We start from the raw sequence: 19,039 nt of genomic DNA, 5'->3' as shown, positions 1-19,039 counted from the left end.
GGTGCACTGCTGGTCCAGAACTAGTCCGACGCCGCCTCGACCTGCTTGCGCCGGTGCTCCCACGTTCCGGTCGTCTGCGGCTTGACGAACAGTCTGGTGATCTCCGGCATTTCTTTTTTCAAGAGCGCCTCGATGCGCTCGACACAGGCTTCGATCTCAGGCGCCGTCAGATGGTCCTCGAATTCGATGCTCAGCCCAGCGACGATCTGTTGCGGGCCGAGATGGACGGTGAGAACGCCGTTGGCCCGCTGCACCGCCGGATCCTGCTGGGCGATGGCCAGCACCTTGGCCTGCACTTCCGCCGAGGCCGGCTCACCGATGAGCAATCCCTTGCTTTCGCGCGCCAGAAAGATGGCGGTGGCGCCGAGGATCATCGCGATGCCGATCGAGGCGACGCCGTCGAGTTCGGGCATGTCGAGGAGTTCGGCCGCCAATATGCCGGCGAAGGCGACGAAGAGACCGAGCAGGGCGGCGCTGTCCTCGAACAGGATCGTGTAGACGCTCGGATCCTTGCTCGATTGCACGGCCTGCAGCCAGCCTTGCTTGCCCTTCTGCTGGCGGAACTCCTTCAGCGCCACGTACCAGGAGCTGCCCTCGAACAGCATCGAGAGGCCAAGCACGATGTAGTTGATTTTGGGATTGGCGACCGGCTCAGGCGCCATGATGTGGACGACGCCTTCATAGAAGGACACGCCGGCGCCGAGCGCAAAGACGAGCAGGGCGACAATGAAGCTCCAGAAATACAGCTCGCGGCCATGGCCGAGCGGATGCGTGCGGTCCGGCGGACGGGCGGCGCGGTGCATGCCGTAGAGCAGCAGCCCGCCATTGCCGGTATCCACCAGCGAGTGCACGCCTTCCGACAGCATCGCCGAGCTGCCGGTGAAGAAGGCGGCGACGAATTTGGTCACAGCAATAGCTAAATTACCGGCGAGCGCCGCGTAGATGACCGTCTTCGACCCGCCATGCGCTGCCATGCTGTCCCTCCAAGGCGCCCAATGTAACGGCCTGCCGCCGAGCTCCACAGGCATCACAACGCACGAATCGCCTGGTCGTTCAGGTTGAAGGCCAGCTTGCGGAAAGACGCCCCTATTCGATGATCTCGTCCGTCCACACCTTGAAACCAGCCAGCGTGCCCGGTCCGAAGATGTGGGTCAGCGGCACGTCGGCGGCGTCGCGACCCGACGCGATCAGGATGCGGCCGATGCGTGGCGAATTGTTGCGCGGGTCAAAGACATGCCAGCGGCCACCGAGATAGACCTCCATCCAGGCTGCGAAATCCATGCTCGCCCACGGTTTGGGCAGGCCGATGTCGCTGATGTAGCCGGTGCAGTAGCGGGTCGGGATGTTTAGCGCACGGCAAAAGGTGACGGCGAGGTGGGCAAAGTCACGGCAGACGCCGCTTTGCTCGCGATAGGCTTCCGCCGCGGTGCGGGTCGGCCGCGCATTGCCGTAGCTGAAGACGATGTGGTTGTGGACGAAGTCGCAGACCGCCTGGACGCGCGCAATGCCAAGCGGCGTATGCCCGAACAGCCGCCAGGCTTCGCTGGCCAGCAGATCGCTCTCGCAAAAGCGGCTGGGCAACAGGAACAGCAATGTGTCCGACGGCAGGTCGCGAACCTCGTGCTGCCAGGCCATCAGGTCGCCCATCTCGAAGGTACCGGGGTCGCGGATTACCGAATCGGTGCCGAAGGTGAAGCGCCCGGGCGGGGCGACGAAACGGTTGCACCAATTGCCGAAACTGTCGCGGTAGCTCTGGATCGGCACCGGCGGGCTGGAGGTCAGGAAATCCGGGCGCTCGAGATCGGAGGCCCTGGAGTAGTGGACGTTGAGCATCGCGATGAGCGGCGTTTCCTGCGGAAAATCGAAACTCATCTCGCTGCCGATGCGGATTCGCATTGTCGTCCTGACCGCACTGCCTGATCATCGCCGGGCGAAGGCATGGCCGATGCTGCAGTGCGAAGGCAACCATGGCACGGACCGGAATGGTTTACGAGCAAATTAGAAACCGGTTGAAAGCGGCCCGACGGCGCCGGCGACAGACGCCCGCCCCCTTGCAGTCCGGCGTTTCTCTTGTTTCACTTGGCCTCCCAGCAACTGGAGGAGCGAATCATGGCTAAAGGTGCGATGAAGGCGGGCAAGGAAGCTCGGAAGCCGAAAAAAGACGCCAAGAAGCCCGCAGCGGCTCCGGCACTCAAGGCGCCGCCCGTCAAGGCGATGAGGCTCAAGGAAAAGTAAGCCCGCCTCGGAAGATCTTGGACGGTTGAAATCCGGACAACCGTTTCGGCGCAGATTTTGACACCGGCGGCATGAACGATGCGGCCGGTGTTTTTGTTGATCGCACCGGCGCAGCCGCTTATACCGAAGCGGCGAGGACGACCTCGCGCCTTTCTCAAAAGTCCGGCCGGGACGCCCCGCCATCCTCATGGAAGGAGTGCATCCCGATGTCGTGGATTTTTCTGTTCTTCGCTGGTCTGTTCGAAATCGGCTGGGCGATCGGCCTCAAATACACTGACGGCTTCTCGAAGCCGCTGCCGACGGTGCTCACTGTCGCCTCGATGATCATCAGCCTCGGGTTGCTCGGCCTGGCGCTCAAGACGCTGCCTGTCGGGACGGCCTATGCGGTGTGGACCGGCATCGGCACGGTCGGCACGGCGCTGCTTGGCATCTGGCTGCTGGGCGAGCCTGCGACGGCCATCCGGCTCGCCTGCATTGCGCTCATCGTCTGCGGCATTATGGGGCTGAAGCTCGCCGCCTGAGCTCCGAGGCATCAAACCCTTAAATTAGGCAAACGCCTTCAGGGCCGCTGGAAGGCGACCCTGATGTCCGATCGTTTCGATCGAAGCGTTAGCGGGCGGAGAAGCCCGGAGGCGTCCTGCCGGTACGCTGCTTGCGCGCCGCATAGCGTGCGTCGCGCTTGGCCTTGCGTTCGGCTTCGTCGGCCAGCAAACGGGCGATGCGCTCGTTTTCTTCGGCTTCCTTGATCTTCGCTTCAGCCTGCGCTGCCTCTTCGGCCGCAATACGCGCCGCTTCGGCTGCTGCCTCGCGCTCGGCCTTCTCGACCGCCTCGCGTGCCAGCTTTTCCTGCTTCAGCCTGGCCTTTTCGGCCTCGCGTATCTCGCGAGCCTCAAGAATCGCCTTGCGTTCGGCCTGTTTGGCCAGAACCGCAGGATCATCAGCCGCCGGCTTTGACTTGAAGCGCTCCAGAAGCGCCTTCTTTGCCTCGTTCGCGGCATTGCGCCGCTCGAAAATGTCTTTTTCCCTGTAGATAGCCAAGTCCACTTCCCTGAAGTCAATTCGCGACGCTTACATACGCGCGAAAACCGAGAGTTCAAGCGCCAAAACGGTATGCCAGCCATGAAAGTTTATGCTGTTGCAGCCGGGAGACGCGTTTCCCCTGAAACAAAGCCGGCCGAAACCGACATGCACTGTTCACCATCCGCCCCTCTGGCGGCCGGGGCGGCTCGCCGCTACCTCTAGCGGCAAATCAGAACATTTGGATGACATGCCATGGAACTCGGTCTCTACACTTTCGCCGACGTCAGCCCGGAGCCCGGCCCCGGCGCGATCGGCCCGCATCAGCGACTACGCAATCTGATCGAGGAGGTCGAGCTGGCCGACCAGGTCGGCCTCGACGTCTTTGGTCTGGGCGAACATCACCGCCCCGACTATGCCGCGTCCGCGCCGGTGGTGGCGCTGGCCGCTGCCGCCGAACGCACCAAGCGCATCAAGCTGACCAGCGCGGTCACCGTGCTGTCCTCCGATGATCCGGTGCGTGTCTTCCAGCAGTTCGCAACGCTCGACCTTTTGTCGGGCGGCCGGGCCGAGATCATGGCCGGGCGCGGCTCGTTCATCGAATCCTTCCCGCTGTTCGGCTACAATCTCGAGGACTATGACGAGCTGTTCGCCGAAAAGCTCGACCTGCTGCTGGCCATACGCGACAGCGTCAAGGTCACCTGGTCCGGCAATCTGCGCGCGCCCATCAACGACCGCGGCGTCTATCCGCGGCCGCTGCAGGACAAATTGCCGATCTGGATCGCAATAGGTGGAACGCCGCAGTCTGCGGCGCGCGCGGGGGTGCTCGGCCTGCCGCTGGCGCTGGCCGTCATCGGCGGCGAGCCGGCGCGGTTTGCACCGCTGTTCGACATTTATCGCGATGCCGCCAGGCGGGCCGGTACCGACCCCTCGGGCCTTGCCACCAGCATCAATGTGCACGGCTTCATCGCCGGGACCACTGAACAGGCGGCCGACGATTTCTACGGCCCGCAGGCCGAAGTGATGAACCGCATCGGCCGCGAGCGCGGCTGGGGCCCGACCTCGCGGGCGCATTTCGATCAGTCGCGTGGTCCGAACGGCGCGCTGTTTGTCGGTAATCCGGAGCAGGTGGCGGAAAAGATCGTCGCCCAGCACAAGATCTTCAACAATGACCGCTTCCTGCTGCAGATGGCGATCGGCGCCATGCCGCACGCCAAGATCATGAAGGCGATCGAACTGTACGGCACCAAGGTGGCGCCGATCGTGCGCAAGGAGACCGCCAAGCCCGGCGTCGCCGTCGCAGCGCCAGCCGCCTGAGCGACGGGCGGCCCGGATTGAGGGCCTTGCCGGCTAACGGAACCTTGGGCTTGCAGAGGCGTTTCCGTCAGGGGAATGCACCAATTGCGGTGCGCCGCTGAGGGAAAATCATGAAAGCCGAACCCGCCGCTTTGGGTGCTGGCCTTGCCGAGACCGAAGAGGCGAGAGTTGTGGCGCGTGCCGACACGCATCTGATGCGTTCGCTGCTCATCGGGATCTTCCTGTTCATGGCCATCTACGCGCTGTATTTCGCGCGTGCTTTCTTCATGCCGGTCATCCTCGCCTTCCTGCTGACGCTGACGCTGACACCAATCGTGCGCTTCCTGCGCAAGCGCGGCATTCCGGAAGTGGTTTCGGCGACAATGTTGGTCGTGCTGTCGATCTGCGTCTTCGGCGTTGCCGGCTATCTGCTCAGCGGCCCGGTCATCGACCTTCTCAACAACACCTCGTCGATCGGCCAACAACTTACCGAACGGCTGGCGCAGTTACGGCGTCCGCTCGAGAGGATCATGCAGATCTCGCATCAGATCGAACAGATGACGGAGACCTCGCAGGAGCCGGGCATCCAGAAGGTGGCGATGGCGCAGTCCGGCGTCCTGTCGGCCGCCGCCAGCAACGTCCTGTCGGCGGGGACAAGCCTGACCATCATCTTCGTGCTGTCGCTGTTCCTGCTGGCGTCAGGCACGATGTTCTATGAGAAGATCATCCAGTCCTTCGCCAGCCTCAGTGAGAAGAAGCGGGCCTTGCGCGTCGTCTATGACGTCGAGCGCGAAATCTCGCATTATCTGCTCACCGTCACCGTCATCAATGCCGGTCTCGGCGCGGTTATCGGCCTTGGCCTGTGGGCGCTCGGCATGCCCAACCCGCTCGTCTGGGGAACGATGGCGGCGCTGCTCAACTTCCTGCCCTATGTCGGCGCGCTGATCACCATCGTGCTGGTCAGCGTCATTGCGATGATCAGCTTCGACTCGATCACCTACGCGCTTTTGGCGCCGGGCTTCGTGCTTTTGTGCGACATCGTCGAAGGCCAGTTCGTTACGCCGATGGTTGTCGGCCGACGCCTCGAGATCAACGCCGTGGCGATCTTCATCGCCATCGCCTTCTGGTCTTGGCTTTGGGGCTTTGTCGGCGCGCTGATGGCGGTGCCGCTGCTGGTCGTCGTCAAAGTGTTCTGCGATCATTTCGATGGCCTCAGCCATGTCGGCAATTTTCTCGCCGCACAGCAGACGGCCGTGGTGGAGGAGGAAGCGGCCGAAGAGAACGGAAAGGCCGCGCCATAAGCTTGCCGCGCCTGTCCGTCATCCCGCATTTGTTGTCTTCAGGCGGAGTGCCTATATCGAGCCGGTCAAGCCGGACCCTGCGATGAACGATGCCTCCTTCGACCTCGATTCCTATTTCGACCGCATCGGCTATCGCGGTCCGATCGATGCGTCGCTCGACACGCTGAGCGCGCTGCATCGCCAGCATCCGCAGGCGATCCCGTTCGAGAATCTGGACCCGTTGCTTGGTGCCAGCTCGACATCGTCATTCCCGACCGCGCCTTCGAAACCAGGGTCAGGCAGTTGAACATCGTAAAGGCTTGAGGCCCATGACCGCACTTTCCGTTCTCGACCTGTCGCCGATCGTCGAAGGCAGCGACGCCTCGCAATCGCTGGCAAATTCGCTCGACCTGGCCCGCCATGCCGAGCGGCTCGGCTACAGGCGCTACTGGCTGGCCGAGCACCACAACATGCCGGGCATCGCCAGCGCGGCGACCGCCGTGGTCATCGCCCATGTCGCCGGCGGCACCAAGACCATCCGCGTTGGCGCCGGTGGCATCATGCTGCCCAACCATGCGCCGCTGGTGATTGCCGAGCAGTTCGGCACGCTGGCGGCACTGCACCCCGGCCGCATCGACCTCGGCCTCGGCCGCGCGCCCGGCACCGATATGGGAACAGCGCGCGCGCTGCGCCGCAATCTCGAGGCGTCAGACAATTTCCCCCAGGATGTCGTCGAGCTGATGGGCTATTTCCAGCCGGCCGCGGAAGGCCAGCGTATCCACGCCGTGCCCGGCGAAGGCCAGAAGGTGCCGGTCTGGATCCTCGGTTCCAGCCTCTATGGCGCGCAGCTCGCCGCCATGCTCGGCCTGCCCTATGCGTTTGCCTCGCATTTCGCGCCGGCCGAACTCGACCATGCGCTGGAGATCTACCGTTCGCGCTTCCAGCCTTCGGAACAGCTGGACAAGCCCTATGTCATGCTCGGCCTCAACGTTTTCGCCGCACCGACCGATGGAGAGGCCAAACTGCTGTTCACCTCGTTGCAGCAGGCCTTCGTCAATCTGCGCACGGGGCGGGCCGGCCGCCTGCCGCCGCCGGTCGAGGGCTATGACCAGACGCTCGAGCCGATGGCAAAAACCATGATTTCGCAGGCGCTGTCCTGCGCCGTCGTCGGCTCCCCCGAAACCGTCCGGCAAGGCATAGACGCGTTCGTGCGCCGCACCGGCGCAGACGAGCTGATGGTGACCGCGCAGATCTTCGACCATGCGGCACGCGTGCGCTCGTTCGAAATCCTGGCCGAGGCGCATAAATCGCTGTCGCAGGCCGCGTGACGCTTTTGCCTGTGTCTGCTGTGGGCAGGCGCCTTCCTCAGCCAGGAGCCGCCTCTCTCACGCATAGGTGACGTTTTCTTGTGGTTTCGAAGCCCTGACTGGGCGCTTCGCCGGGGGATCGCGCAGATCCTGGGGTTTTGAGCGCGGTTTGAGCACATCCGGGCCGCCGGGCGGCTGTTCAAAGGCGCCAAGCGCGGCGCGGTGGATGCCATGCGCAGAATGCTTGCGCCCGATGCCGCCTGTTCTTATATACGCGCCAAGCCGCCCAGTGCCGGAATGCCGGTTGCCGGAGCGGAATTTCTTGTGAACAGGGGCTTTCGTCGGAACGCCTTACGGGTCCTGAGAGCCTGCTTAGCGGAGAGACTAGAAAAATGGCAAAAGTAATCGGTATCGATCTCGGCACCACCAACTCCTGCATCGCCATCATGGATGGCAAGGAGCCCAAGGTCATTGAAAATGCGGAAGGCGCGCGCACGACGCCTTCCATCGTCGCCATCTCGGGCGACGGCGAACGTCTCGTCGGCCAGCCGGCCAAGCGCCAGGCGGTCACCAATCCTGAAAACACCATCTTCGCGGTCAAGCGCCTGATCGGCCGCCGCTATGACGACCCGGTGACGGAGAAGGACAAGAAGCTTGTCCCCTACAAGATCGTCAAGGGCGACAATGGCGATGCCTGGGTCGAGGCCGGCGGCAAGAAGCAGTCGCCCAGCCAGATCTCGGCCATGATCCTGCAGAAGATGAAGGAAACGGCGGAGGCCTATCTCGGCGAGAAGGTCGAGAAGGCGGTCATCACCGTTCCGGCCTATTTCAATGACGCCCAGCGCCAGGCCACCAAGGACGCCGGCAAGATCGCCGGCCTTGAGGTGCTGCGCATCATCAACGAGCCGACGGCTGCAGCACTTGCCTACGGCCTCGACAAGAAGGATGGCAAGACCATTGCCGTCTATGACCTTGGCGGCGGCACGTTCGACATTTCGGTGCTCGAAATCGGCGACGGCGTGTTCGAAGTGAAGTCGACCAATGGCGACACCTTCCTCGGCGGCGAGGATTTCGACATGCGTCTCGTCGAATACCTAGCGGCCGAGTTCAAGAAGGAACAGGGCATCGACCTGAAGAACGACAAGCTTGCGCTGCAGCGCCTCAAGGAGGCGGCTGAAAAGGCCAAAATCGAGCTGTCGTCGACGACGCAGACCGAAATCAACCTGCCCTTCATCACCGCCGACGCGACCGGCCCCAAGCACCTGACACTGAAGCTGACCCGTGCCAAGTTCGAGCAGCTGGTCGACGATCTCGTCCAGCGCACCATCGAGCCCTGCAAGGCGGCGCTCAAGGATGCCGGGCTGAAGGCTGGCGAGATCGACGAAGTGGTCCTGGTCGGCGGCATGACCCGCATGCCCAAGATCCAGGAGATCGTGAAGCAGTTCTTCGGCAAGGAGCCGCACAAGGGCGTCAACCCGGATGAAGTCGTCGCTTTGGGCGCCGCCATCCAGGCCGGCGTGCTGCAGGGCGACGTGAAGGACGTGCTGCTGCTCGACGTGACGCCGCTGTCGCTCGGCATCGAGACGCTGGGTGGCGTGTTCACCCGCCTGATCGAACGCAACACGACCATCCCGACCAAGAAGAGCCAGGTGTTCTCGACCGCTGAAGACAGTCAGTCGGCCGTGACCATCCGCGTCTTCCAGGGCGAGCGTGAAATGGCTGCCGACAACAAGGCGCTCGGCCAGTTCGACCTGGTCGGCATTCCGCCGGCGCCGCGCGGCGTGCCGCAGATCGAGGTCACTTTCGACATCGACGCTAACGGCATCGTCAACGTTTCGGCCAAGGACAAGGGCACCGGCAAGGAGCACCAGATCCGCATCCAGGCCTCTGGTGGCCTTTCGGACGCCGACATCGAGAAGATGGTCAAGGACGCCGAAGCCAATGCCGAGACCGACAAGCAGCGGCGTGCTTTGGTCGAGGCCCGCAACCAGGCCGAGGCGCTGGTGCACTCCTCCGAGAAGTCGCTGAAGGAATATGGCGACAAGGTTTCGGAAACCGAGCGCACGGCGATATCGGAGGCTATCACGGCGCTGAAGGCTGCTGCCGAAGGCGACGATGCCGCCGACATCGAGGCCAAGTCGCAGACGCTTGCCGAAGCATCCATGAAGCTCGGCCAGGCCATGTACGAAGCTTCGCAGAAGGAAGCGGCGGAAGCCGACGCCAAGGCGGACGCGGCCAAGGATAGCGACGTGGTCGACGCCGATTTCGAGGAAATCGACGAAAACGACGAGAAGAAGAAGTCGGCCTGACCGGTTGACGGCAAATAAAGCGGAAAGCCCGGCGCAAAGCCGGGCTTTTTTGCAACCCTCGCTGAAAAAGTGCGGGCCTTGCCGAAAAAGTCACTGAAAAACACAGGCACAAGCGCGCCGGCCCTAGCATCCGGGCATCACCGCTCCTAAATCGAGACAACGTGCCGGCAAACGACGCAACATGCATCAAGACGTTGAGCATCCGGACTGCGGGAAAAGATGAAAGCTGATTTCTACGAGACGCTGGGCGTGCAAAAGGGCGCCGACGAGAAGGAGCTCAAGAGCGCTTTCCGCAAGCTCGCCATGCAGTTCCATCCCGACCGCAATCCCGGCGATCACTCCTGCGAGCACAAGTTCAAGGAAATCAACGAAGCCTACGAAACGCTGAAGGACCCGCAGAAGCGCGCGGCCTATGACCGTTTCGGTCACGCCGCCTTCGAGCAGGGCGGCATGAATGGCGGCGCGCAAGGTTTTGGCGCCGGCGGCTTCGCCGACATTTTCGAGGATATTTTCGGCGACATGATGGGCGGGCGCCAGCGCCGCTCGTCGGGCGGCCGCGAACGCGGCGCCGATTTGCGCTACAATATGGAAATCACGCTGGAAGAAGCGTTTGCCGGCAAGACCGCGCAAATCCGCGTGCCGGCCTCGATCTCATGCACGGAATGCTCCGGGACAGGCGCCAAGCCCGGCACCCAGCCGGTGACCTGCTCGATGTGCCATGGCCACGGCAAGGTACGAGCGACGCAAGGCTTCTTCTCGATCGAGCGTACCTGCCCGCAATGCCAAGGCCGCGGCCAGACGATCAAGGACCCGTGCCCGAAATGCGCCGGCCAGGGCCGCGTCACCGAGGAACGCTCGCTGTCGGTCAATATCCCGGCCGGCATCGAGGACGGCACCCGCATCCGGCTTGCCAATGAGGGCGAGGCGGGCCTGCGCGGCGGCCCATCGGGCGACCTCTATATTTTCCTGGCCGTGAAGCCGCATGAATTCTTCCAGCGCGACGGCGCCGATCTCTACTGCAAGGTGCCGATATCGATGACGACGGCCGCCCTTGGCGGCTCGTTCGAGGTGACGACGCTGGACGGCAGTCAGACCAAGGTGAAAGTGACCGAAGGCACGCAGAACGGCCGCCAGTTCCGCCTCAAGGGCAAGGGCATGCCGGTGCTGCGTCAGCCCAATGTCGGCGACCTCTATATCCAGACCGCGGTCGAAACGCCGCAAAACCTGTCGCGCCGCCAGCGCGAGCTGCTGGAAGAGTTCGAGCAGCTGTCGTCGAAGGACAATTCGCCCCAGTCGAGCGGCTTTTTCGCCCGCATGAAGGACTTTTTCGAATCCTTCGGCGAGCACTGAACCCAAACCAAGGCCGCCACGCTTCCCGAACGTCATCAACATCTTATGCCAGATCGCGCCTTGCCTTGGACCTGTTAGCTGCTAAGTAGCGTTCGGGGAGTGTTGAGGAGAACTTGCATGGCACGTGGTCCGGGATTGCGGAAGGCGCTGGCGGAAAAGTTCGACGACGAACTCAAATTCTTCAAAGGCTGGATCGACAAGCCGAAGTCGGTCGGTTCGATCGTGCCGACAAGCTCCGTCACCGCCCGCAAGATGGCTTCCATCGTCAATCCGAAGTCTGGCCTGCCGGTGCTTGAAGTCGGCCCCGGCACAGGCGTCATCACGCGTGCAATCCTCGCCCAGGGCGTTAAGCCCGAAAACCTCTACGCGGTCGAATATTCCACCGATTTCGTGCGCCATCTGCGCCAGCTCTATCCCGGCGTCAACGTCATCGAGGGTGATGCCTTCAATCTCAACGCCACGCTTGGGGAGAAGAGCGGGATGATTTTCGATTCCGTCGTCTCCGGCGTGCCGCTGCTCAATTTTCCGGTCGCACAGCGGATCGCCTATATTGAAAGCCTGCTAGACCGCATCCCGGTTGGACGGCCGATCGTGCAGCTGACCTATGGGCCGTTGTCGCCGATCCCGCCCGGCCGCGGCAATTACACGGTCAAGCATTTCGACTTCATCTTCCGCAACATCCCGCCGACGCAGCTGTGGATCTACCGGCGCGAAGCGCATTAGCTGGTATTGGGGGCGGGAGAAGTCTCTGGCGCCTTGTAAAGGATCGACGTCTCCCGAAGGAAGCTCGATTGAGGGTCGATCCACATCCTTGACTGTTATCCGCCTCGCAAACTCGTGGCGACCTCTCTGATCGCCGCGCACATGGCCCGCACGGCCGTTGCTTCGGCGCTGCTGGAGAACAGAAGCAGCAGAGGCCGACGCGCACGCGGCTCAAGAGGACGCCTCGCGACGGTTCGCTGCCAATCGGCCGGAAACGCCAGGCCTGGCGCAATCGACAAACCGCGCCCGGCCCCAACCAGAGCAAGCAGCGCCGCCATATCGCTCGCCGACAGGATGACAACTGGCGCAACGCCAAAATCCTGGAACAATTCGGCAAGCATTGGTCCGCAGCCGCCGCTCGACATAATGAATGGCTGGCCGTCGAGAGCGCGGATCGGAAATGACCCGCCTTGGACTGAGTTCTTTTGCGATGACGCCACAAAGAGTTCGTCGTCGACAAGTTCCTCGGCTTGGCAATTGCCGGCGATGTAGGACAGTCCAATATCGGCGGCACCGCGATCGACCCACTCCGCCACCTCGGTATCCGTGCCCAAGAGCAGTTCGACAGCAAGCTCCGGGTGCCGGACGGAAGTAATGTTCAACGCATATGGAGCAATCTTTACCGAGGCGCTGCTGACCAGCGCGAGCCGTACTCTGCCTTTGATGGAGTGTTCCCGTAGGCCGACAAGACGGCCTAAAGCATGCAAAGCGGCGCGCGCCGCGTCCAAAGCCGCCTCGCCGGTTGCGGTGAAAGCGACACCGCGCCGATCACGTATGACGAGGGGCGCGCCAACGATCTCCTCCAGCGCCTTCATTGCATGGCTTATGGCCGATTGAGAAAGACAGAGCCGCTCGGCGGTTTTGGTGAAGCTGCGCGTCTCGCTGAGCGATGTCAGGACGCGCACCATCGTGATGTTGATATTAGCTTTGTTCATGGCTGCCGAAATATCTTTCATTTCGCTCATATTAAAGAGCGCTGTAGGTTTTGTGAAGGTGAGGGAAACGACCCTCGAAATCGGCGAGCGGCTTTCCTGGCCTCTCCGGCATGCAGGCGTGCGGTACGACGAGACTGAAACTGGAGTATCGCATGAGCTACCTTCCGCAATTCCTGACCCTTGCTTCGGTCTTCCTGCTCGGCGCCATGAGCCCAGGACCCGATTTTGTAGCCGTGACTTCCCATGCGCTGATCAGCCGTCGCGCGGGGTTCCATGTGGCGCTTGGCATTGCCGCAGCGATCATGGTGTGGGCGGCTCTCGCGATGTGTGGCCTGGGCCTCGTACTGACGCAGATTGCATGGGCTCACCTTGCCGTCCGGATCGCCGGTGCCGTGTATCTCGGTTACCTGGGCAGCAAGATCCTTTTGTCGGCTTGGCAGGCGCGGCCACCGCTGGCCGTCGGTGGCGCAGAGACCACGGCTCCTTGGCGAAGCGGATTCGTTGTCGGAATTACAAATCCGAAGACGGCCGCGTTCTTCGCGAGCCTGTTCATATCGGTATTGCCGATGCAGGCTCCGATCTGGGTCCAGGCAGTGTCGCTGGCCATAATCGGGCTGGTCGCGATGGCGTGGTTTGGGCTTGTCGCGCTAATGTTCTCCACAAGAAGGGTTCGGTCGGTATATGGCAGCGTCCGCAGGCCGATAGATGCCTTGCTCGGAGTTGCACTCATCGCGCTGAGTGCAAGAATTGCGGTCACCCACTAGCAATAGCCCAGCTGCTCGGCACACCTTCGCGCGCCTGCCCCACGATCGTTTCCGTTTTTTGAGCCAGTGCGTTGATTTGCGCAGCCTCTGGCTGTACCTGTCCGGGAACAAGAGTGGCCAATGGCTGTGATCGCGAAAATCCTCGTCTTCGCCGGCTCGGTGCGCAGCGGCGCCTTCAGCGGCAGGACCGCCGATGTGGCGCAGAAGGAGCTGGCCATGCAAGGCGCCGAGGTGACGCGCATTTCGCTGGCCGACTATCCGCTGCCGATCATCGACGAGGACCTCGAAAAGGAAAAAGGCGTTCCCGACAACGCCGTGAAGCTCGGCCGGCTGATCGCCGCCCATGACGGGCTACTGATCGCGACGCCGGAATATAATGGCTCGATCCCGCCACTGCTCAAGAACACGATCGACTGGGTAAGCCGGGTGCGCCTCGATGGCGGCTGGCCGGTGAGGCCGCTTGTCGGCAAGGTCGCCGGCCTGTGCTCGTCTTCCAACGGACATTTCGCCGGGATCCGCTGCATCAACCATCTGCGCGCCGTGCTGGTGCGCTGCCAGTTGGAGATGGTGACGCCGGAATGCTCGGTATCCGATGGCGGCAGTGCCTTCGACGGCGACGGCAATTTCAGGGATGAGAGACTGACCAAATCGATGGAGCACCTATGCCGCACGCTGATCGAAACCTCGCGCATGCTGTCGACCCGGACCGGGGCATGATTTCCACAGCCATGCAGGCCCATACCATGAGAGAAAGGCTGATCGTCGGCCTCGACGTGCCGACGGTGAAAGAGGCCGAACAGGCGGTGCAGGAGCTCGACGGCGTCGTCTCCTTCTACAAGATCGGCTATCAGCTGGCCTTCGCCGGCGGGCTCGACTTCGCCAGGGAGTTGGCCAGCGGCGGCACGAAAATCTTCCTCGACATGAAGCTGCTCGACATCGACCACACGGTGGCGAAGGGTGTCGAGAACATCGTGCGCATGGGCATGACCATGCTGACCATCCACGCCTATCCCAAGGCGATGCGAGCCGCGGTGGAGGCCGCCAGGGGCAGCGACCTCTGCCTGCTGGCGGTCAGCGTGCTGACCTCGATGGACGAGCAGGACGTGATCGACGCCGGCTATGAATACGACCCTCACACGCTGGTGCTGAGACGCGCCGAACAGGCGTTGCATGCCGGCATGGGCGGCGTCGTCTGCTCGGCCGAGGAGGCGGAAGCGGTGCGCCGCATCGTCGGACCCGACCTGGCGGTGGTGACACCGGGGATACGGCCCAAGGGCAGCGACCATGGCGACCAGAAACGCGTGGTGACGCCCGGCCAGGCGATCCGCAACGGCTCCAGCCATCTTGTTGTGGGCCGGCCAATCGTGGCGGCAAGCGACAGGCGCGCGGCGGCGGAAGCCATACTGGAAGAGATGCGCGCCGCGTAACGAGGAGAAGAAAATGCCCAAGGGATACTGGATAGCCCGCGTCGATGTGCGCGACGCCGAAGGCTACAAGGACTATGTCGCTGCCGCCAAGCTCGCTTTCGACCGTTTCGACGTGAAGTTCCTTGCCCGTGGCGGTGAGCATGAAAAGGCCGAGGGGCCTGGCCGCGCCCGCAATGTCATTATCGAGTTCGAATCGCTCAGCGCGGCGCACGATTGCTACCACTCGCCGGAGTACCAGCGCGCCGTGGCCATCCGTCAGAAAGTAGCCGATGGCGAGATCGTGCTGGTCGAGGGTATCTGACGCGCGAAGCTGCTCTGCTCAGTGCGGCGCTTCCTCCTGCGCCAGCACCTCCAGTTGATGGCGGTGCCCCGACAGCTCATAGCCGACAACGGTGACGGCCGGCGCTAGCGTGAGTAAGATGAGGCAGACCGCCATGTCGACGCCGGCAAGGGCGGCGATGATGGCAAGTGCGACGACCGCAGCCGTTCCCGCCAGCAGCCAGACATGGAGGGGATCGAAGCGCTGGACGAGATAATAATACAGCGCGTAGATCGCCCCCAGGAACACGCCTAGCGGAATGGCGACCGAGAGCAGGGTCGCTACCGGGCCGATATGGGCCTTGTGCTCGATGAAATAGGCCGCGACATGCAGCCCGGCGCCGGTGGCGACGATGGCCGCCACGATCAGCATCTGGCCATAGCCCCAGACAAAAGAGCGATTGCGGTGCTGGTGCAGCACTGTCCCCGAGGGCAGCATGTAATAGACCCACCACATGCCGAAGGTGAGACCCATTCCGGCAATGCCGATCAAGGCGGCATCGAGGTTCCAGCCCTGCTCCTCGACCACGGCCGACAGCGTCGCCAGCGTGCCGACCACCCCTTCGCCCAGCGCGATGATGGCGAAGAGGCTGTAGCGCTCGGCGACGTGATGCGCGTGCCAGGGCGTGCCGCCATCCCGGCGTTCGGCGATGACCGGTCCGGCAAGCTCGATGAGAAGCAGGACCGCGCCGAAAGCCAGGCTCGTCGCCAGCGAGAAATCGACCAGGATCTGCACCACCCAGCCGATCTGGGCGATCGCGATGGCGATGGCATAGGTGAGACAGGCACGCCGCCGCCCAGGGTCCTGCCGCGCCGCGCGCAGCCATTGGAAGATCATGGCGACGCGCATGATGACGTAGCCCAGCACCATCACCGAATTGTTGAGGTGTTCGCCATGCTCGATCGAGGCGAACATGCGCGGCAGGCCGATGGCCAGCACCAGCACGCCGATCATCTGCACCATGGTGACGAGGCGGAAGATCCAATCGTCGGTGTCATAGGCGGAGGAAAACCAGGAGAAATTGATCCACGCCCAGCAGATCGCGAAGCTGGCAAAGCCGAAGCCGATCAGCGCCGCCGCGTAGTGGCCCTCGGCCAAGGCATGCGCCAGTTGCGACGAGGCAAGGCTGAAGGCGGTGACGAAGGTCAGATCGAACAGCAGCTCGAGCGGCGTGGCGACGCGATGCGCCTCATGCGGATCGCGCCCGGCCATGCGCCTTATGTGATGATGGAGGGAGCTTGCTGGTGTGCTCATCGCGCGGCCTTGCCTGAGGACTGTCCCGCGACACTAAAGGTGGAGCAAAAGCCGTCAAGGCGCGGTAGGTCGTGCCGGTCCCCGCGGCCTTTCAGATCGCCTGTCGGTTCAGTCGGTTCGCCGCCGTCTCGGCAACCGCATCGGCCAGCGTCATGCTCCATTGCAGCCGGCAATAGGCGCGGAAATCGAAGCAGGGCAGGCCGGGACAGACTTCGAACTCGATGAGGTGGGCATGATCGGTGGCCTCGACCCTGAAATCGATGGAAAACACGTCGCGCAGGCCAAGTCCGCTGACCAGCCGCTCGGCGATGCGGCGGATGGTTGCCGCGGCTGCCGGCTGGGTGTCGGCAACCGCCTCCAGCACCGGCTCGCTGTATAGTCCAGCCGCCTTGGCGGCCTCGCCGGTGTCGCCGTAAAGCGCCATCGAGTCCGCCATGGTCTGGAAATCGCCGCCGGAGTCGACGAACGCAATGCCGAGCGCTTCCGCCCCGGCATCCGTTTGCAGCCCAAGGAAGCTGGCGCGGACATTGCGACCGCCGACATAGGGCTGGACGACGACATCGTCGCGATAAGCGGCATAGACCCGCCGGCTAAGCTCCAGCGCATGGGCCAGGTCGTTGCAGCGTGAATCCGGCCAGATGCCTACCTTAGAGCCGAGCCGGTTCGGCTTGACGAACCAGCCGGCTTCCGAAGCTGGCGGGGCGGCCAGCCAGCGGCCGTCGCGGGCCAGGCCTGCCTGCGGCGCCGGCAGGCCGAGCGCGCAAAGCACGGCGCCGGAGCGGAACTTGTCCTGGCAAAGCGCGAACAGCGCATCGTCGGCTCCGATGGTTCTAAGCCCATTCAGCCTGGCAAGTGCGGGCGCTGCAGCACCGCGGAAATAGGCAATGCCGTCGGTCAGCGTCCAGACAAGCGTGGTTGCGGGATCGGCCTTCGCCAGCGCGCTTGACGCATCGTCGAGTGCAACCGGCATGAAGGCGAGGCCGCGCCGCCCGCAAGCGGCGGTGATTTCATCGAATTCGGGCGCGAGATCGGTCGATTGCGCCAGATAGGACGAGATTTCCAAGGCACGCTCGGCAGGAAAACCATCGGCGACCAGCCTGTCGAAACAGGCCTTTTCAGGCTCGTAGACGAGGATCAAGGTCGGGCGCGGCATGGGTCAAAGCTTCTCGGTGATGCAGCCACACCATCGCACGGCCAATGCGATCGGCTTGCGCGAAATCGACCCGCGCCCGCCGCCTGCACGACAACCGGTACGCTCAGGCGATCAGCACGCGCGGCTCGAAGCGGCCGTTGACGGGGATGTCGAGCAGGAAGGTCATGCCGGCCTGTGGGTCGAGCTTGCGCTGCTTGTCGTCCTTGCCTTTCCAGGCCGAGGTCACCGCCAGCCGATCGGCCTTGGCGCCGACAAAGGCCGGGCACGAGGACTGCCCCGCCGGCACGGCAATCTCGCGCAACAATGTGCCGTCCGGCGCATAAGCCTTCACTGCCTTGCCGCCCCAGACCGCGTTCCACAGCACGCCGTCACGGTCGACAACCGAGCCGTCGACATAGCCCCGCGACGAGCGATGGTCGACGAACACTTTGGACTCGCCGACCGGCAGGCCCGTCGCCGGATCGCAGGCGACGCGCATCAACAGGCCGGTCGCGGTATCGGTGTAGTAGGCGATCGTTCCATCCTGCGAGAAACAGATCGAGTTCGACACGGTGATGCCGGTGTAAAGCGTGCGCAATTCGCCCTTGAAGAACCAGTAGATGGCGCCCGCGCCCTTCTCCTCACCCTTGCCCATCGTGCCGACCCAGAAGGCGCCACAAGGGTGGACGCGCGAATCGTTGGAGCGGGTCAGCGCATTGTCGGCCTCGATGGGCGTATGCAGCGTCAGCTTGCCGGTCGAGACGTCGCGGACATGCAGGCCGGTCTCGGTGGCGATGAGCTGGCGATGGTCGTCGATGATGGCGATGGCGCTGGCCATCTGGCCGAGGTCGTGGACCTTCAGCGCGCCGGAAGCGACGCCCTGCTCCAGCAGAAGGCCGTTGACGATGTCGAACCAGAACAGCGTATCGGTGGCGGGATCGTAGCTCGGCCCCTCGCCGAGTTCGCAGACATGGTCCGAGAAAACCGAAACGTTTTCCATCATGCCGCTCCGCCGAAGGCCGCATCCCAGGCCGTCACCGCCGCCTGCGCGCGCGAGGCCACCTCGTCGACGCTCATGCCGGGTTTGAACAGGCTGGAGCCAAGACCAAAAGCAGTCACCCCAGCGGCTTTGTAGCCGGCAAAGTCTTTGTCGGAAACGCCGCCGACGGCGCCGACCACGGTATCGGCCGGCAGCACGGCCCGCATCGCCGAAATGCCGCTAGGCCCGAGCACGCTTGCCGGGAAGAATTTGAGCGCCGAAGCCCCAAGCCTAATCGCCTGAAAAGCTTCGGTGGGGGTGAACACGCCTGGCATCGTCACCATGCCATGGTGCATGGCGCGGGCCATGACGTCGGCATCGATGTTGGGGCTGACCAGCAAGCGCCCGCCGGCCTTGGCCAAGGTGTCGACATCGGCTGAAGTCAGCACCGTGCCGGCGCCGACCAGCGCTGTCTTGGGCAAAGCGGTGACAATGCTGGCGATCGATGAAAACGGTTCCGGCGAATTGAGCGGCACCTCGATGGCTTCGATGCCGGCGTCAAACAGCGCCTGGCCGATGGCAACCGCCTCGCTGGGTTTGAGGCCGCGCAGAATGGCGACAAGACCACGCTTGAGCTTCGGGAAGGGTGCGGTCTGGGTCACGCTATCACTCC

Annotated in this window: 21 protein-coding genes; 13 read left to right on the top strand and 8 right to left on the bottom strand. The window is 63.3% G+C overall.

Translation table 11 applies throughout. The features are described from left to right. Positions 1–20: 20 nt before the first annotated feature. Both NKI64_RS20370 and NKI64_RS20365 read right to left on the bottom strand, forming a co-directional pair. Entirely contained in the window at positions 21–974 is a 954-nt protein-coding gene (locus NKI64_RS20370; RefSeq protein WP_023687479.1) for a cation diffusion facilitator family transporter, read from the bottom strand. Positions 975–1,086: 112 nt separating this feature from the next. Further along, positions 1,087–1,896, bottom strand: coding sequence for a transglutaminase-like domain-containing protein (locus tag NKI64_RS20365; protein WP_023673208.1), 810 nt, complete (start codon positions 1,894–1,896; stop codon positions 1,087–1,089). Between the two features lie 213 nt (positions 1,897–2,109). Here NKI64_RS20365 and NKI64_RS20360 point away from each other — a divergent pair, with 213 nt between their 5' ends. Both NKI64_RS20360 and sugE read left to right on the top strand, forming a co-directional pair. Continuing rightward, the gene (locus NKI64_RS20360) at positions 2,110–2,235 is read left to right on the top strand and encodes a hypothetical protein (RefSeq protein ID WP_006200611.1); all 126 of its coding nucleotides are present in this window, start codon (positions 2,110–2,112) and stop codon (positions 2,233–2,235) included. 206 nt (positions 2,236–2,441) lie between these two features. Next, entirely contained in the window at positions 2,442–2,756 is a 315-nt protein-coding gene (gene sugE, locus NKI64_RS20355) for a quaternary ammonium compound efflux SMR transporter SugE (protein ID WP_023681326.1), read from the top strand. Between the two features lie 88 nt (positions 2,757–2,844). Here the strand turns inward: sugE and NKI64_RS20350 are convergent, their stop codons facing one another. Then, a complete protein-coding gene (locus tag NKI64_RS20350; protein ID WP_023673205.1) occupies positions 2,845–3,273 on the bottom strand; it encodes a DUF6481 family protein in 429 nt (142 codons plus the stop codon). Positions 3,274–3,507: 234 nt separating this feature from the next. Between NKI64_RS20350 and NKI64_RS20345 the strand changes: the two genes are divergently transcribed. From NKI64_RS20345 to pmtA, 7 genes are all read left to right on the top strand, one after another. After that, positions 3,508–4,569, top strand: coding sequence for an LLM class flavin-dependent oxidoreductase (locus NKI64_RS20345; RefSeq protein WP_023681325.1), 1,062 nt, complete (start codon positions 3,508–3,510; stop codon positions 4,567–4,569). 110 nt (positions 4,570–4,679) lie between these two features. Then, positions 4,680–5,849 (top strand): AI-2E family transporter, encoded by a 1,170-nt coding sequence (locus NKI64_RS20340; protein WP_023681324.1) that lies wholly within the window; start codon positions 4,680–4,682, stop codon positions 5,847–5,849. An 82-nt stretch (positions 5,850–5,931) separates the two neighbouring features. Continuing rightward, the gene (locus tag NKI64_RS20335) at positions 5,932–6,135 is read left to right on the top strand and encodes an arylamine N-acetyltransferase (protein WP_023681323.1); all 204 of its coding nucleotides are present in this window, start codon (positions 5,932–5,934) and stop codon (positions 6,133–6,135) included. Between the two features lie 22 nt (positions 6,136–6,157). Further along, positions 6,158–7,156: an LLM class flavin-dependent oxidoreductase gene (locus tag NKI64_RS20330; RefSeq protein WP_023673201.1), complete on the top strand. Its 999-nt coding sequence runs from the start codon at positions 6,158–6,160 to the stop codon at positions 7,154–7,156. A 371-nt stretch (positions 7,157–7,527) separates the two neighbouring features. After that, positions 7,528–9,444 carry a molecular chaperone DnaK gene (dnaK, locus tag NKI64_RS20325; RefSeq protein WP_023673200.1) on the top strand — a complete coding sequence of 639 codons (1,917 nt, stop codon included), beginning with the start codon at positions 7,528–7,530 and terminating at the stop codon, positions 9,442–9,444. A 219-nt stretch (positions 9,445–9,663) separates the two neighbouring features. After that, positions 9,664–10,794, top strand: a complete 1,131-nt coding sequence (gene dnaJ / locus NKI64_RS20320; protein ID WP_023681322.1) for a molecular chaperone DnaJ — start codon at positions 9,664–9,666, stop codon at positions 10,792–10,794. Between the two features lie 117 nt (positions 10,795–10,911). Beyond that, the gene (gene pmtA, locus NKI64_RS20315; protein ID WP_023725310.1) at positions 10,912–11,517 is read left to right on the top strand and encodes a phospholipid N-methyltransferase PmtA; all 606 of its coding nucleotides are present in this window, start codon (positions 10,912–10,914) and stop codon (positions 11,515–11,517) included. A gap of 95 nt (positions 11,518–11,612) precedes the next feature. On the opposite strand, the gene NKI64_RS20310 is transcribed toward pmtA, so the two are convergent. After that, positions 11,613–12,521 (bottom strand): LysR family transcriptional regulator, encoded by a 909-nt coding sequence (locus NKI64_RS20310; protein ID WP_023681320.1) that lies wholly within the window; start codon positions 12,519–12,521, stop codon positions 11,613–11,615. A gap of 122 nt (positions 12,522–12,643) precedes the next feature. Between NKI64_RS20310 and NKI64_RS20305 the strand changes: the two genes are divergently transcribed. The 4 genes from NKI64_RS20305 (at position 12,644) to NKI64_RS20290 (ending at position 14,983) form a co-directional block, all read left to right on the top strand. Then, positions 12,644–13,255 carry a LysE family translocator gene (locus NKI64_RS20305; protein WP_023687486.1) on the top strand — a complete coding sequence of 204 codons (612 nt, stop codon included), beginning with the start codon at positions 12,644–12,646 and terminating at the stop codon, positions 13,253–13,255. Between the two features lie 120 nt (positions 13,256–13,375). Beyond that, the gene (locus tag NKI64_RS20300) at positions 13,376–13,972 is read left to right on the top strand and encodes an NADPH-dependent FMN reductase (RefSeq protein ID WP_023673195.1); all 597 of its coding nucleotides are present in this window, start codon (positions 13,376–13,378) and stop codon (positions 13,970–13,972) included. Continuing rightward, a complete protein-coding gene (gene pyrF, locus NKI64_RS20295) occupies positions 13,969–14,682 on the top strand; it encodes an orotidine-5'-phosphate decarboxylase (RefSeq protein ID WP_023755354.1) in 714 nt (237 codons plus the stop codon). The genes NKI64_RS20300 and pyrF overlap by 4 nt, the downstream gene beginning before the upstream one ends. A 13-nt stretch (positions 14,683–14,695) precedes the next feature. After that, positions 14,696–14,983, top strand: a complete 288-nt coding sequence (locus NKI64_RS20290) for a DUF1330 domain-containing protein (RefSeq protein ID WP_023681317.1) — start codon at positions 14,696–14,698, stop codon at positions 14,981–14,983. A gap of 18 nt (positions 14,984–15,001) precedes the next feature. On the opposite strand, the gene NKI64_RS20285 is transcribed toward NKI64_RS20290, so the two are convergent. From NKI64_RS20285 to NKI64_RS20270, 4 genes are all read right to left on the bottom strand, one after another. Then, a complete protein-coding gene (locus tag NKI64_RS20285; protein ID WP_027049051.1) occupies positions 15,002–16,255 on the bottom strand; it encodes a low temperature requirement protein A in 1,254 nt (417 codons plus the stop codon). A 91-nt stretch (positions 16,256–16,346) separates the two neighbouring features. Next, complete coding sequence (locus tag NKI64_RS20280; protein WP_023814537.1) at positions 16,347–17,408, bottom strand: D-alanine--D-alanine ligase family protein; 1,062 nt, start codon at positions 17,406–17,408, stop codon at positions 16,347–16,349. 103 nt (positions 17,409–17,511) lie between these two features. Continuing rightward, entirely contained in the window at positions 17,512–18,387 is an 876-nt protein-coding gene (locus NKI64_RS20275; protein ID WP_196814867.1) for an SMP-30/gluconolactonase/LRE family protein, read from the bottom strand. Beyond that, complete coding sequence (locus tag NKI64_RS20270) at positions 18,387–19,028, bottom strand: 2-dehydro-3-deoxy-6-phosphogalactonate aldolase (protein WP_023755350.1); 642 nt, start codon at positions 19,026–19,028, stop codon at positions 18,387–18,389. The genes NKI64_RS20275 and NKI64_RS20270 overlap by 1 nt, the downstream gene beginning before the upstream one ends. Between the last annotated feature and the right edge of the window lie 11 nt (positions 19,029–19,039).

The sequence above is a fragment of the Mesorhizobium sp. M0478 genome (assembly GCF_040321305.1).
GTDB lineage: Bacteria > Pseudomonadota > Alphaproteobacteria > Rhizobiales > Rhizobiaceae > Mesorhizobium.
This window is presented reverse-complemented; position numbering and strand designations above follow the sequence as displayed.